Origin of the sequence: Polynucleobacter necessarius (genome assembly GCF_900095195.1) — a bacterium.
GTDB lineage: Bacteria > Pseudomonadota > Gammaproteobacteria > Burkholderiales > Burkholderiaceae > Polynucleobacter > Polynucleobacter necessarius_G.
The window spans coordinates 1,497,207-1,511,569 of the sequence record NZ_LT606950.1; the positions used below are offsets into that span (position 1 = coordinate 1,497,207).

The 14,363-nt window shown below is 46.4% G+C and carries 11 protein-coding genes and 5 pseudogenes; all 16 read left to right on the forward strand.

The annotated features are described in order from the left end of the window. The first annotated feature begins 9 nt into the window (after positions 1-9). The 16 genes and pseudogenes from gyrB to BQ1619_RS08350 all read left to right on the forward strand — a co-directional run bounded on the left by gyrB (position 10) and on the right by BQ1619_RS08350 (position 14,362). Positions 10-2,508, forward strand: a complete 2,499-nt coding sequence (gyrB, locus tag BQ1619_RS08275; protein ID WP_114663410.1) for a DNA topoisomerase (ATP-hydrolyzing) subunit B — start codon at positions 10-12, stop codon at positions 2,506-2,508. 3 nt (positions 2,509-2,511) lie between these two features. Continuing rightward, a pseudogene (locus tag BQ1619_RS08280) lies at positions 2,512-3,008 on the forward strand (SET domain-containing protein). Between the two features lie 10 nt (positions 3,009-3,018). Beyond that, a complete protein-coding gene (locus BQ1619_RS08285) occupies positions 3,019-3,243 on the forward strand; it encodes a DUF3717 domain-containing protein (protein ID WP_114663412.1) in 225 nt (74 codons plus the stop codon). 92 nt (positions 3,244-3,335) lie between these two features. After that, positions 3,336-4,100, forward strand: a pseudogene (locus tag BQ1619_RS08290) (ABC transporter ATP-binding protein). Beyond that, a pseudogene (locus BQ1619_RS08295) lies at positions 4,097-4,494 on the forward strand (ATP-binding cassette domain-containing protein). Before BQ1619_RS08290 ends, BQ1619_RS08295 begins: the two co-directional pseudogenes overlap by 4 nt. A 76-nt stretch (positions 4,495-4,570) precedes the next feature. Further along, entirely contained in the window at positions 4,571-5,797 is a 1,227-nt protein-coding gene (locus BQ1619_RS08300) for an ABC transporter substrate-binding protein (protein WP_114663415.1), read from the forward strand. 13 nt (positions 5,798-5,810) lie between these two features. Continuing rightward, positions 5,811-6,732, forward strand: a pseudogene (locus tag BQ1619_RS08305) (branched-chain amino acid ABC transporter permease). Positions 6,733-6,734: 2 nt separating this feature from the next. Continuing rightward, a complete protein-coding gene (locus tag BQ1619_RS08310) occupies positions 6,735-7,664 on the forward strand; it encodes a branched-chain amino acid ABC transporter permease (protein WP_114663595.1) in 930 nt (309 codons plus the stop codon). 152 nt (positions 7,665-7,816) lie between these two features. After that, a pseudogene (gene mnmG, locus BQ1619_RS08315) lies at positions 7,817-9,671 on the forward strand (tRNA uridine-5-carboxymethylaminomethyl(34) synthesis enzyme MnmG). After that, positions 9,668-10,330, forward strand: a complete 663-nt coding sequence (gene rsmG / locus BQ1619_RS08320) for a 16S rRNA (guanine(527)-N(7))-methyltransferase RsmG (protein WP_114663416.1) — start codon at positions 9,668-9,670, stop codon at positions 10,328-10,330. Before mnmG ends, rsmG begins: the two are co-directional and overlap by 4 nt. Before the next feature lie 24 nt (positions 10,331-10,354). Beyond that, complete coding sequence (locus tag BQ1619_RS08325) at positions 10,355-11,125, forward strand: ParA family protein (RefSeq protein ID WP_114663417.1); 771 nt, start codon at positions 10,355-10,357, stop codon at positions 11,123-11,125. Between the two features lie 20 nt (positions 11,126-11,145). Next, the gene (locus tag BQ1619_RS08330) at positions 11,146-12,036 is read left to right on the forward strand and encodes a ParB/RepB/Spo0J family partition protein (protein WP_114663418.1); all 891 of its coding nucleotides are present in this window, start codon (positions 11,146-11,148) and stop codon (positions 12,034-12,036) included. Between the two features lie 69 nt (positions 12,037-12,105). After that, positions 12,106-12,600, forward strand: coding sequence for an ATP synthase subunit I (locus tag BQ1619_RS08335; protein WP_114663420.1), 495 nt, complete (start codon positions 12,106-12,108; stop codon positions 12,598-12,600). A gap of 40 nt (positions 12,601-12,640) precedes the next feature. Further along, the gene (gene atpB, locus BQ1619_RS08340) at positions 12,641-13,516 is read left to right on the forward strand and encodes a F0F1 ATP synthase subunit A (RefSeq protein WP_114663421.1); all 876 of its coding nucleotides are present in this window, start codon (positions 12,641-12,643) and stop codon (positions 13,514-13,516) included. A 45-nt stretch (positions 13,517-13,561) separates the two neighbouring features. Further along, positions 13,562-13,828 (forward strand): F0F1 ATP synthase subunit C, encoded by a 267-nt coding sequence (gene atpE, locus BQ1619_RS08345; RefSeq protein WP_114663422.1) that lies wholly within the window; start codon positions 13,562-13,564, stop codon positions 13,826-13,828. A 63-nt stretch (positions 13,829-13,891) separates the two neighbouring features. After that, positions 13,892-14,362 (forward strand): F0F1 ATP synthase subunit B, encoded by a 471-nt coding sequence (locus BQ1619_RS08350; protein WP_114663597.1) that lies wholly within the window; start codon positions 13,892-13,894, stop codon positions 14,360-14,362. Position 14,363: the final 1 nt, after the last annotated feature.

A 14,363-nucleotide genomic window follows, 5' to 3' on the forward strand; every position in this document is an offset into this window, starting at 1 on the left:
TAGAAAAACATGACTGAAGAAAAAAAGGTAGTAGAGCAGTACGGCGCTGCATCGATTCAAATCTTAGAAGGTCTCGAGGCTGTTCGTAAACGTCCTGGAATGTACATCGGAGACACATTTGATGGAACCGGCCTACATCACCTGGTATTTGAGGTTTTAGATAACTCCATTGATGAAGCGTTAGCGGGCTACTGCTCAGAAATTACGGTTGTCATTCACGCTGACAACTCCATTTCAATTGTTGATAACGGCCGGGGTGTGCCAACCGGTATTAAGTACGACGATAAACACGAGCCAAAAAGAAGTGCTGCCGAAATTGTGATGACCGAATTACACGCTGGTGGTAAGTTCGATCAAAACAGCTATAAAGTGTCGGGTGGATTGCATGGCGTTGGTGTAAGTTGTGTAAATGCACTATCAAAATGGTTAAAGCTGACCATACGTCGTGATGGCAAAACCCACTACATGGAGTTTGCCCGGGGCGTTTTCCAAAATCGCAACATTCAAGAAGAAAATGGCGTCACCATTTCACCAATCACGGTAACTGGTGATACGGAGTTGTCAGGAACCGAGGTTCATTTCTTGGCTGACGAAGAAATTTTCGGAAATATTGAATTTCACTATGAGATTCTTGTAAAACGTATTCGCGAACTATCATTCTTAAACAATGGCGTTCATATTAAGTTAATTGATCAACGATCAGGACAAGAAGAAGATTTTGCTTTCTCTGGTGGTGTCAAAGGATTTGTTGAGTACATCAATCAAACCAAAAACGTTCTTCACCCAAACATTTTTTATGCTGAGGGCGTTCGCCCTTCCGACCTGGGTGGTCAAATTACTGCTGAAGTATCCATGCAGTGGAATGATAGTTTTAGTGAGCAAGTACTTTGCTTTACAAACAATATTCCGCAACGTGATGGTGGTGCTCACTTAACTGGTCTGCGCGCAGCAATGACTCGCGTCATTAATAAATATATTGATGAAAACGAAATTGCCAAGAAAGCAAAAGTAGAAATTTCGGGTGATGATATGCGCGAGGGACTAGCTTGCGTTTTATCAGTCAAAGTTCCTGAGCCAAAATTTTCCAGCCAGACAAAAGATAAACTGGTATCTAGTGAGGTGCGTGGTCCTGTTGAGGAAATTGTTGCCGAGGCATTAACAGCATATTTACAGGAGCGGCCTGCCGACGCAAAAATTCTTTGCGGAAAAATTGTTGATGCAGCTCGCGCCCGAGAGGCTGCACGCAAGGCGCGTGACATGACGCGACGCAAAGGCGCTTTAGATGGGCTGGGTTTGCCTGGGAAGTTGGCAGATTGCCAAGAAAAGGATCCGGCTAAATCCGAACTATTCATTGTTGAGGGTGACTCAGCGGGTGGCTCTGCAAAGCAGGGGCGTGATCGACGCTTCCAGGCAATTCTTCCGTTAAAAGGGAAGATTCTGAACGTTGAAAAAGCCCGCTTTGACAAAATGCTCACCAGCCAAGAGGTTGTAACGTTAATCACGGTGTTGGGTACGGGCATTGGTGTTGAAGAGTACAAGGCGGATAAATTGCGCTATCACCGCATCATCATCATGACCGACGCGGACGTTGATGGAAGCCACATTCGCACTTTGCTACTTACATTCTTCTACAGACAAATGCCGGAGCTGCTTGAGCGCGGACATATTTTTATTGCTCAACCACCGCTGTACAAAGCGAAGTTTGGCAAAAGTGAGCAGTACATCAAAGATGACGCCGAGCTAAATCAATTGTTGTTAAAGATTGCATTAGATTCAGCCTCACTTCAAACCCCGACGGGTGAGGTTGTTGAGGGCGAGGCATTAAATGTTCTGGCAAAACATTATCAGGTTATTCAATCGATTGTTGACCGTTTGTCCCGCACCATTGATGAAGATGCGCTACGCGCAATTGCCTCAGGCATACAACTTGATTTGGATACAGAGAAGGCTGCCAACGAGTCTGCAGATCGCCTAAGATTGGCTCTCGCTGACTCAACAAACCCACTGGCCATTCCGCCTGAAATTATTGTCCAAAAAGAGGATCGCACTAAGCGCGTCCGTTTGTTACTTTCAAGACGTATTCACGGCAACATCAAGCTTTCTGCTATTAACTCCGATTTTGTTTACAGCGATGACTATCAGAGCCTGGCAGATGCCGCCGCGGTTCTTTCCGGCAAGGTTTTGCCCGGCACGAAAGTTCGTCGAGGGGATCCAGATAAAAACCTTAAAGAACAAACCATCAATGACCTTAAGGGGGCCTTCGCTTGGTTGTTGTCAGAGGCTGAGCGCGTTCTAAGTCGTCAGCGTTACAAAGGTTTGGGCGAGATGAATCCATCACAGTTGTGGGAAACCACTATGGATGCTGACTCCCGTACGTTGCTGCAAGTCAAAATTGAAGACGCTATTGCGGCTGATCAAGTATTCACAACATTGATGGGTGATGAGGTGGAACCGCGCCGTGCGTTCATTGAAAAGAACGCATTAATTGCTCGTAACCTAGACATTTAACTTATGGCACCTAAGAAATTAAAACCTCCAAAGGAGGACCAATCTTCTATTGTTGTTAAATCCTCACCAATTCACGGTAAAGGTGTTTTGTTGCTAAGCCCATTAAAAATGGGCAGGCGATTATTGAGTACAAAAAAAGGGGGGCGCATTAGTTGGAAATTGGCGAAAAACGCCACCCACACGTCCCGAAGGACCCCAATCACACCTTTTATTTTTCCCTGGAAGATGGGCGCGTTATTGATGCCAAGTGCGGTGGGAATGCTGCTCGCTGGATAAACCACTCTTGTAAGCCAAGCTGTGAAACACGCGAAACTACATTTAATGGAAAACCGCGTGTCTTTATTTATGCTAAGCGGAACCTTAGTGTTGGTGAAGAGTTGTTTTATGACTATTCGCTTGATATTGTGGGGCGAATTACCAAGAAATTAAAAAAAGAGTATGAGTGTCGTTGTGGTGCCAAGAAGTGTCGCGGCATGATGCTTGCGCTCGAAGACAAATAAATACTGACCAATGTTGTACCTCACCATCCAAGAGTTGGTGGCGGCCATTAGTTATTGGCGCGGCCAATCACTGGCAAAGGGTGATGAGTTGCGGCTGTGTGCCGAGGCGGCAGCGCTCTCAAAGTCCTATGCACTAATGATTGTTCAGGGATCACAACGAATTCCACTGGATGTCTTAGAGGAAAATGCAAGAACAGCCATTCAGCAATATTTAAAAAGCACTCAAAATCTATAAGAGCCGTTTGGCTTGATTTAGGGCTATCGCTATGTAAAGAGACATCATCTTGAGTTATCCTCAATGTCTTGCCCCGGTGTGGGCTTGAGGGTATGAGCTTGCAAGAAACTATTCTAAAAACAATCGGATTGGGAAAATCATTTAAAGGATTTTCAGCGGTAAGTGACGTTAACCTAGATGTCACTCGGGGCACTATTCATGCCCTTATTGGCCCAAATGGGGCGGGAAAACCACCTGCCTTAACTTGCGCACGAAATTTTTAGAGCCAACCAGTGGTCAAATTTTGTTTAACGGTTTTGATATCACCAACGAGGTGCCCGCTCAAATTGCGCGCCGTGGGGTTATTCGTTCATTCCAAATCTCCGCGGTCTTTCCACACTTAACGGTTTTGGAAAATGTTCGTGTTGCACTGCAACGATGAGTGGCACAGAGTTCCATTTTTGGAAATCCGGGAGCTCATTAAATGTTTTAAATAACCGGGCTATAGAGTTGCTGCATGAAGTGGGCCTGGAAAGTTTTGCTCATGAAGAAACCTTAAATTTGGCATACGGCAGAAAAAGAGCACTTGAAGTTGCCACCACCTTGACTATGGAGCCCGAGCTAATGCTTTTGGATGAGCCAATGCAGGGTATGGACACGAGGATGTGGCGCGCGTTACCGAGTTGATTGACCGTGTGGCCAAGGGCCGTACGATCCTTATGGTTGAGCACAACATGAAAGTGGTTTCATCAATTGCTGACAGCATTACCGTATTACAGCGTGGCTCAGTCCTTGCAGAGGGTTCTTATCACGAGGTGTCGACCAATCCTTTGGTTGTTGAGGCCTATATGGGTAGCCATGGGGGTGATGCATTATGACCATGGCGCTCGAAGTCAAAAATTTAGAGTCTTGGTACGGGGAGGCACACATTTTGCATGGCGTGAGCTTTGCCGTGCGCGATGGCGAAGTGGTTACCTTGTTGGGTCGAAATGGCGCTGGTCGAAGCGCTATTTTGAAAACCATTTTGGGGTTAACTAGTAAGAGAACCGGTTCTATTGAAATTTCTTGAGGACCGGCGCAAAGCTATTGCTGCTGGATGAAATCACCGAAGGGCTGGCTCCAGTGATTGTGCAAAAACTGGGCGAAGTGGTTACAAGTTTACGAAGCAAGGGTTTCACAATCGTCTTGGTAGAACAAAATTTCCGTTTCGCCGCACCTTTGGCAGATCGCCATTACGTTGTTGAGCATGGAAATGTGGTTGAAGTAGTGTAGCAAAACGAGCTCGCTGAAAAGGCGGCCTTATTAAATGAGTATTTGGGTGTTTAGTAGCTTTCTTTAGGAGATAGCAATGAAGTTAAAGCAAATAACCGCATCACTGATTGCCGCAACGATGTTCGCGTCAAACCCAGTATTTGCGCAAGTAGGAGCTAAGGTAAGCGGCGACGTGGTGAAGATCGGCGTATTGACTGATCTATCTTCCACATATTCAGATTTGGCAGGTCCAGGCGCGGTGATTGCTGCCAAAATGGCAATCGCTGATTTTTCTAAAGATGGCACTGTTATCGGGAAGAAAGTCGAATTACTTGGCGCCGATCATCAAAACAAGGCAGATATTGCCGCGAGCAAGGCTCGCGAGTGGTTTGATAAAGATGGTGTAGATGTCATTGTTGAGCTCGTATCGACCAACGTGGCTTTGGCTGTGATGGAAGTTGCTGAACAGAAAAACAAGATCGCCTTGGTTTCGGGCGCAGCATCTTTGCCAATTACCAATGAAAAATGTACAGCCAACAACGTGCATTGGACTTATGACACTTACGCGCTTTCAAATGGTACAGGCAAGGCTGTTGTAAAACAGGGCAAAAAGAATTGGTACTTTATTACTGCTGACTACGCACTTGGCGCAGCCTTGGAAAAAGACGCGACTAGTGTTGTTACTGCAAACGGCGGAAAAGTTTTGGGCACCAGCAAACACCCATTCCCCAATAGCGATTTCTCATCTTATTTGTTGAAGGCTCAAGCTAGCGGAGCGGATGTGGTTGCATTAGCTAATGCTGGTCAAGACACTATTAACACGGTTAAGCAGGCTTCAGAATTTGGTATCAACAAGAAGCAAACAGTTGTTCCATTGCTGATGTTTATTGCCGATGTGCATTCTTTGGGTCTAAATGCTGCGCAAGGCATGTATCTGACAGAGGGATTCTATTGGGATAAGGATGACAAGACTCGTGCGTTCTCTAAGCGCTTTATGCTGCAACATAAGCGTATGCCAAGCATGGTTCAGGCTGGTGTTTATTCATCCGTACTGGCATATTTGAACGCCGTTCAAAAGGCCAGCACAGACGACACTCAAGCTGTCATGAAAGCCTTGAAATCAACCAACATCGATGACGGCCTATTTAAAGGCAAGATTCGTGCTGATGGTAAATTTGAGCATGACATGTACTTGTTAGAAGTGAAGAAGCCATCTGAATCAACCACGCCATGGGATTATTACCATGTTCGTGCCGTGATTCCTGCTGCGGAAGCAACCCAACCGCTTTCATTGTCACGATGCAAGCTGGTTACCAATAAGTAATTTATAAATACGCATGTTTGAACTTCTTGGAATTACCCAACAAGGGCCGATTGCCCAGCTCTTGTGGGCCTTATTAATGGCTCGTTCTATGCCATATTGAGTTTGGGATTGGCCATCATTTTTGGCCTTCTCAACATTATTAATTTCGCCCATGGTGCTCAATACACTATGGGTGCCTTTATTGCCTGGATTGGTTTAACTCAGCTAAGCCAGTGGCTCGGATTTCCCGAGTTATCGATCAACTATTGGTTTGCATTGATTGTTGTGCCATTAGTGCTGGCCGGTTTCGGCTTAGTTCTGGAGCGCACCATGTTGCGCCGTTTGTACCATCTTGATCACTTATATGGACTTTTATTAACCTTTGGTTTGGCTTTGATTATTGAAGGTATGTTCCGCCACTGGTTTGGAATTTCTGGCGAGAGTTATCCAGCCCCCGAGCTTCTGCAGGGCGCTATACCCCTTGAGTCCATTGGCATCATCGTGCCAAAATACCGCCTATGGGTGGTGGTTATTTCTTTGGCGGTTTGTTTTTCCACTTGGTACGTTATCGAGAGAACCAAGTTGGGCGCGTATTTGCGTGCTGGCACCGAAAACCCAAAACTGTTGCAAGCGTTCGGCATTAATGTGCCCTTAATGATTTCTTTGGCCTATGCTTATGGCGTTGGTCTTGCGGGTTTCGCTGGTGTATTGGCAGCCCCAATTTTTCAGGTGAACCCACTGATGGGCTCTAACCTCATCATCGTGGTTTTTGCTGTGGTAGTCATTGGTGGAATGGGCTCCATTATGGGCGCTATTCTTACGGGCCTTGGGTTGGGCTTAATAGAGGGTCTGACCAAAGGTCTTCTATCCAGAAGCTTCTGGCGTTGTGATCTTTGTGATCATGGCAATTGTTTTGTTGATTCGTCCTGCAGGACTTGTTTGGGCGGGAAAAATAATCATGAATCCAAAAACAAAATTGCTCTATGGAATACTCATTCTGATTGGTTTACTGCTGCCTTTTCAGGACTTTATTTATCTTGTTTTTGCAATGAAGGTACTGTGCTTCGCCTTGTTTGCTTGCGCATTTAACTTATTGCTTGGATTTACTGGACTTCTTTCGTTCGGGCATGCCGCCTTCTTTGGAACCGCTGCCTACATTACTGCGTACTTTTGTAAGGAAGCGGGATTATCGCTAGAGATAGGCATCATCTTGGGAGTTGTCGGGCCTGGCATTTTGGGTTTTTTAGTCGGATCCCTGGCTATTCGCAGACAGGGTATTTATTTTGCGATGGTTACCTTGGCTCTCTCGCAAATGATTTGCTTCTTGGCTGTTCAGCTTCCATACACAGGCGGCGAGGATGGCATTCAAGGGGTGCCGCGCGGGATGCTCTTTGGGTTGATTGATTTAAAAAATGATGTGGCTATGTACTATTCTGTGCTGGCTGTTTTCTTGTTTGGTTTTGCGCTCATCATGCGTGCTGTGCACTCCCCGTTTGGCCAAGTTTTGAAAGCCATTCGCGAGAATGAGCCACGTGCTATCTCATTGGGATACGATGTCGCTCGCTTCAAGTTGATGTCATTCGTTATCTCGGCAACCTTGGTTGGTTTGGCTGGATCCATGAAGTCCTTGGTATTTCAGCTCGCCACATTAACGGATGTGCATTGGCATATGTCAGGCGAAGTTGTTTTGATGACATTGTTGGGCGGCATGGGAACCATTCTCGGTCCAGTAGTCGGCGCTGGTATCGTAGTTGGGCTACAAAATTATCTTGCGAATATTAGCTCGTGGAGCACGATTGCAGCAGGCTTCATTTTTGTAATTTGTGTTTTGGCGTTCCATCGCGGTGTCGTTGGAGAAATTGCTGCACACTTCAAAAACAAAAACTAAGTTTTTGTTTTCCTCTATGATTTAGTTTTCAGTGTGGCGCCTTGGCGCCACACTCATGAATAAAAAGAAAACAAAGAGACTATCATCGAATTCTCCATGTACCTTTGGCCGTTTTTGCTGGCCTCGTTGATGTGGTTGCCGGCGGCGGTTTAATTCAATTGCCGGTGTTGTTCGCAGCTTATCCAGAGGCGCTACCTGCAACGCTTCTCTCAACAAACAAAGTGTCTGCTGTTGGTGGGACGCTTAATGCGGGGGTTGGCAAAGGCCATTTAGTTAAAGAGATAGACGCCATGGGCGGTGCTATGGCAGCTGCGACCGACGAGGCAGGTATCCAATTTCGTATTCTCAATTCCAGCAAGGGGCCGGCTGTTCGTGCGAACCGTGCTCAAGGCGACCGCATTCTTTACAAGGCAGCCATTCGTAGGCGACTTGAAAACCAGCCAAACTTAAGCCTCTTTCAGGCTGCTGCTGTTGACGACCTGTTGATTCAGGGTGACGAGATTCAGGGTGTTGTTACCCAAACGGGTCTGGAATTTATGGCCAGGAAGGATGTTTTAACTGCCGGAATGTTCTTAGATGGAAAGATTCACGTTGGCCTAAATAATTACGCCGGAGGCCGCGCAGGCGATCCAGCCGCTGTTTCGCTTTCAGCCCGCTTAAAGAGGTTAAAGCTTCCTCAGGGTAGGCTAAAAACGGGTACCCCACCCCGCATTGATGGAAGAACCATTGATTTTTCAGTGATGCTTGAGAAGCCAGGGGATTTAGACCCTGTCCCCGTGTTCTCATTTTTGGGGCGGCCAGAGCAACAGCCAAAGCAGGTCCCGTGTTGGATTTTACATACAAACGAAAAGACACACGACATTATTCGCGGTGGTTTAGACCGTTCTCCAATGTATACGGGGGTTATTGAGGGGGTCGGACCTCGCTACTGTCCCTCGATTGAAGACAAAATTCACCGCTTTGCTTCCCGCAATAGTCATCAGATTTTCCTCGAGCCTGAGGGCCCAACAACCAACGAGTTTTATCCAAATGGTATTTCTACCAGCCCTCCCTTCGGTGTCCAATGGGATTTAGTGCGAAGCATTCGCGGTTTGGGGTCTGCGGTGATTGTTCGTCCAGGCTACGCAATTGAATACGATTTCTTTGATCCTCTCCAGTTGCGCCATAGCTTAAAAACTAAGGTTATCCAAGGGCTGTATTTTGCCGGTCAAATTAACGGTACCACAGGCTATGAGAAAGCTGCTGCACAGGGCCTTTTGGGCTGGCTTGGTCGCCCAAGGAAAAGAGCCATGGCTCCCGAAGCGAAGTGAGTCCTACATTGGCGTTCTGGTGGATGACTTGATTGCTCGCGGTGTACAAGAGCCCTATCGGATGTTTACCAGCTGTGCCGAATACCGCTTAAGCTTGCGTGAAGACAATGCGGGCATGCGTTTAACGGCGATTGGACGAGAGTTGGGGCTGGTAGATGACAATCGTTTGGAGGTGTTTTGCAGAAAACAAGAAGTTGTTTCACGTGAAACGTCGCGTTTACGAGATATTTGGGTGGGGCCAAAACATGAGGCTGCGCCTTTGGTTGCCCAGTTGCTGGGGCAGGATTTACCTCGCGAGTGCAATTTGACGGAGTTATTGCGCCGTCCTGGCGTTACATATGAGGCAATTACATCGCTGGGCAATGGTTTGTGGTCGCCAGGCGTTTTGGGTGACGATTTGGGTTTGGCGGCCCAAATTAGCGATCAGGTTGAGATTTCAGTGAAATATCAGGGGTATATTGAGCGGCAGGCGGTGGAAATTGCGCGTCATGAACATAACGAGACATATCCCCTTCCGGAGTCCTTAGACTATTCTCAGGTGCTGGGCTTATCGAAAGAGGTCCAACAAAAGTTGAACTTGCATAAACCCGCCACATTGGGTCAAGCCGGAAGAATTTCTGGGGTTACCCCTGCCGCAATTTCATTGCTGCTGGTGCATCTTAAAAAGGGTTTGGGCCGCGCCCAAGAGACCGCATGACTGATTCGCTGCTTAGCTTGGGAATCAAAGAACTAGGCCTAAATTTAACGGATGGCAATGTTGCGGACCTAGAGCATTTCTTGCAAGAAATGGGCCGCTGGAATCAGGTGCATAACCTCACGGCGATTGAAAACGAAAAGGATTCTGTTCGGTTGCATATCATTGATTCCATTGCAATTTTACCGGTATTGCGGCACTTTTTAAGCATTCCTTCACCAAAGATTGCCGACCTTGGTTCGGGCGGGGGGTTGCCCGCCATTCCGATGGCAATTATTCAGCCAGAATGGCGTTTAACGTTAATTGAGGCGATTCGTAAGAAAACTGCTTTTTTGCAACATGTACGCGGTAAATTAAAGCTACAAAATGCAGAAATATTGAGCGAAAGAGTAGAAAATGTTGCGGTACAACAAGCGGCGCAATTTGATGCTGTTATTTCTCGTGCATTCACAAACCTGGCACGCTTTTTAGAGCTTTCCATGCCATTTTTAAAGCCTGATGGTCTCGTGTTTGCGTTGAAATCAAAGCGAGCTGACGAAGAGATGGCCGCAGTCTCTAGGGAAAATTGGCGTTTGCTCGCAGATGAGGCCTTATTCATCCCCAATGCGGCTGTTGAGCGCCGTCTTTTGGTATTCACCCCCATGCGAAAATCATCTTCTTAACCCTCAGTAAAACCCTCAGCAGTTATGGCAAAAATATTCTGTATTGCAAATCAAAAAGGCGGTGTTGGTAAAACCACAACGGCAGTGAATTTAGCTGCAGGTTTGTCTGGTTTAGGGCGGCGGGTTTTATTGGCGGACTTGGATCCACAGGGTAACGCCACAATGGGGTCTGGAGTTGAAAAAGCCAATCTAGACAATAGCGTTTATCAGGTGCTTATTGGAATGGCATCTGTTAACGAATGTGCCCAACGGTGCGAGAGCTTTGGTTACGACGTGCTTCCCGCAAACCGGGATTTAGCTGGTGCCGAAATTGAATTAGTCGATATTGATGCGCGCGAATCTCGCCTAAAAGATGCTCTTGCAAAAGTAGATGGCGATTACGATTTTGTATTGATTGATTGCCCGCCTGCACTATCGCTTTTAACGTTGAACGGATTATGTGCAGCAGATGGCGTGATTGTTCCAATGCAGTGTGAATATTTTGCACTGGAGGGTTTATCTGATTTGGTAAATACCATCAAACAAGTTCACGCCAATCTAAATCCAGATCTCGTCATCATTGGTCTTTTGCGCGTAATGTTTGATGCGCGGATGACATTGCAACAACAAGTATCCGAGCAACTTCTCAAGCACTTTGGCGACAAGGTTTTTAAGACGATTATTCCGCGTAATGTGAGATTGGCTGAAGCCCCATCATATGGGCATCCCGGAGTTGCTTTTGATAAATCTTCGCGTGGTGCAAAAGCCTATTTAGAGTTTGGCGCCGAGATGATTGAGCGCATTAAACACATGTAATTTTTAAAGAAGAAAACATCATGGTTGCTATAAAGAAAAAAGGTTTAGGCAGAGGTTTAGAAGCATTGCTTGGCGAGAAAATACCACAAGTAAACTCCACCGCAGAAATTAATCGTTTGCCCTTGACAGCATTGCAAGCCGGCAAATATCAGCCACGACAAAAAATGGAAGCCGGCGCTCTTCAAGAACTAGCGGATAGCATTCGCGAGCAAGGAGTAATGCAGCCATTGCTAGTGCGTTTGGTTGGCGCAGGTAAGTACGAAATCATTGCCGGCGAGAGGCGTTTTCGTGCGGCAACGATAGCCGGTTTAAAAGAGGTTCCTGTTTTGGTTTCTGCTGCGGATGACCAAGCAGCAGCAGCAATGGCCTTAGTAGAGAACATGCAGCGTGAAGATTTAAATCCACTGGAAGAATCACAAGGACTTGCACGACTCATTGAGGAGTTCGGCTTTACCCATGAGCAAGCCGCAAAAGCTGTCGGAAAGTCCCGGAGCGCGATTAGTAATCTTTTGCGTTTGGCCCAGCTAGCAAAGCCTGTACAGGCAATGCTCTTGGCTGGCGATATTGATATGGGGCATGCTCGCGTACTACTCCCTTTTCCTGGTGTCAGCCAAGTAGCTTTGGCTCAAAAAATTTCCGCACAGAGCCTATCTGTACGTGAAACGGAGAGAATGGCAGCGGCTCTGGTGATTGCCGGGGGTCAGATTGGGGATAAAAAAACCAAAACAAGGCTTGGCACCGCAGGGCCAAGGGTTGACCCAGACATGAGACGTTTAACCCAAGAAATTGCAGATTTGATTGGATTGAGCGCTGAATTTAGGTTCAAAGGCAAAGGCGGAGAGCTTTGCATTCGATTTAGTCAATTTGATGAGCTCGATTCCTTATTAAAAAAGTTGGGTATCGAGGCATAAATTAAACCGAAAAATCTCCCCAAATCCTTTGACATATTGCACTGCACACATTAAACTTTTGGGGCTAAATTGATTCCCAAAAAAAATCATTTTTCCGATATAGATGAATGGGATAAGCCCGAAGAAGAGGCGTTTCGGGATTACAGCAAAGAAGAAATTGGTGCGTTGCAACAACAAAATGCATCAAAATACCGCACCCTTTCACCGTGGGAAATTATTTTGGCCCAAGTGTTGATTACATTCGTCAGCATGGTGATTTGGTCAATTTTTGGGAAGCCGGTAGGGGTAAGCCTTTATACTCAGTCGGCCCTTTTAGGTGGTTTGATTAGCGTCTTGCCTTCGGCCCTGTTTCTAACAGGGCTTGAGCTGGCAAAAAAATCGCAAAGATTGAATCCAGGAAGTTATTTGGCTGCATTGGTTTCGGGCGAATTTATAAAAATTGCCACGACATTGATGCTGTTTGTGGGGATTGCATACCTTGTCCCCGGCGTGCTTTGGGTCCCGCTATTGGTGACCTACCTGCTTGCCCTGAAGTGTGTATGGCTGGCGTGGTTGTGGCGCTAAGTAGTGACAATTGAGATTGAAACAAAGGACTAGTTAAGAGATGTCTAGCGAAGTACACCAAGCCCACGAGGCAGCTGAGCAAATGACGCCAACAGCGTACATTTCTGAGCACTTACAAAACCTCACCAGTTCTGGCGGCCCGCAGTCGTCAATCATAGATTTCAGCGTTGTGAATTTAGATACCGTGTTTTGGGCCTTACTCATGGGCTTTATTGCGGCATTTATTTTGTTAATTGCTGCGCGTCGCGCAACTCCTGGCGTTCCAGGGCGTTTTCAGTGCTTAGTGGAAATGATTGTGGAGATGGTAAATACGCAAGCTAAAAGTATTGTTCATGGCAATCGCACTTTTATTGCCCCGCTCGCGCTTTTTGTATTTTTCTGGGTGATTCTGTTAAACACCCTTGACTTAATTCCAGTAGATTGGGTGTTGGGCGTGAATCATTTCATCAAAAGTTTTGGTGTGCAGGTACCCCATCACAGATTGGTTCCTACTACTGATTTGAATGCCACGATGGGCATGTCACTTTCGGTATTGATTTTGGTTTTTTTCTACAGCTTCAAAATCAAGGGCGTTGGCGGTTTCTTGCGCGAACTCATTTCCACGCCGTTTGGAGCGAAATGGTGCTTGGCACCGTTCAACCTTGCTTTGAACATTATCGAATATTTAGCAAAAGGCGTTTCTTTGGGAATGCGACTTTTTGGAAACATGTACGCTGGTGAGTTGGTGTTCTTGTTGATCGCCTTGCTCGGAAGTGTGTGGACATTTAATTTAGATTTATCCCTGTTCGGATTGGTGGGCCATGTTATTGCTGGATCAGCATGGGCCATCTTCCACATTTTGGTTGTTTTGTTGCAAGCCTTTATTTTTATGATGTTGGCTTTGGTTTACATCGGGCAAGCACATAGCCATCACTAAGATTTTATTTTTAACCTACCTCTTTTAACTTCAGGAGTCAGCAACATGCAACAATTTCTCGCAAACATTCAAGGTTTCACAGCGGTCTGTATCGGTATCATCATCGGCCTCGGCGCGATCGGTGCTTGCTTAGGTATCGCATTGATGGGTGGTAAGTACATCGAAGCATGTGCACGTCAACCAGAATTGATGGAGCCACTCCAAACGAAGATGTTCCTCTTGGCTGGTTTGATCGACGCTGCGTTCTTGATCGGCGTTGGTGTTGCAATGTTGTTTGCTTTCGCAAACCCACTGCTCGCAGTTATTAAGTAATTGTTTTGGCATGGATGACCATTGGGTCATCCAATAGTTCTCAACAATACTGAAAGGAATATCGTGAATCTGAACGCGACCCTATTCGCGCAAATGATCGTTTTCTTCGTCTTATGGTGGGTAGTTGCACGTTTTGTGTGGCCACCTCTAGTGAAGGCATTAGATGAGCGTTCAAGCAAAATTGCTGACGGCCTTGCTGCTGCAGAGCGTGGTAAGGAAGTGCTTGCGTTGGCTAGCAATGAAGCTGAGCAAGAATTAAACAAAGCACGCCAAGAAGGTGTTCAACGTGTAGCCGAAGCAGAAAAACGTGCACAAATGTCTGCGGAAGAAATTCGCACTAATGCACAAGCGGAAGCCGCTCGAATCATTTCTCAAGCAAAGCAAGATGCGGACCAACAAATTACGCGCGCTCGTGAAGTGTTGCGTGCTGAAGTTGCTCTACTTGCCGTTAAAGGTGCTGAGCAAATTTTGCGTCGTGCAGTTGACGCAAAAGCGCACGGCCAATTACTTGATCAATTAAAGGCAGAACTTTGAT

What these genes read in the sequence shown, in the direction of transcription:
- BQ1619_RS08285 (WP_114663412.1), top strand. Translation starts at nt 3,019, where the DNA reads ATGTTGTACCTCACCATCCAAGAGTTGGTGGCGGCCATTAGTTATTGG.
- BQ1619_RS08330 (WP_114663418.1), top strand. Translation starts at nt 11,146, where the DNA reads ATGGTTGCTATAAAGAAAAAAGGTTTAGGCAGAGGTTTAGAAGCATTG.
- atpE (WP_114663422.1), top strand. Translation starts at nt 13,562, where the DNA reads ATGCAACAATTTCTCGCAAACATTCAAGGTTTCACAGCGGTCTGTATC.
- atpB (WP_114663421.1), top strand. Translation starts at nt 12,641, where the DNA reads ATGTCTAGCGAAGTACACCAAGCCCACGAGGCAGCTGAGCAAATGACG.
- BQ1619_RS08300 (WP_114663415.1), top strand. Translation starts at nt 4,571, where the DNA reads ATGAAGTTAAAGCAAATAACCGCATCACTGATTGCCGCAACGATGTTC.
- BQ1619_RS08310 (WP_114663595.1), top strand. Translation starts at nt 6,735, where the DNA reads ATGAATCCAAAAACAAAATTGCTCTATGGAATACTCATTCTGATTGGT.
- gyrB (WP_114663410.1), top strand. Translation starts at nt 10, where the DNA reads ATGACTGAAGAAAAAAAGGTAGTAGAGCAGTACGGCGCTGCATCGATT.
- rsmG (WP_114663416.1), top strand. Translation starts at nt 9,668, where the DNA reads ATGACTGATTCGCTGCTTAGCTTGGGAATCAAAGAACTAGGCCTAAAT.
- BQ1619_RS08325 (WP_114663417.1), top strand. Translation starts at nt 10,355, where the DNA reads ATGGCAAAAATATTCTGTATTGCAAATCAAAAAGGCGGTGTTGGTAAA.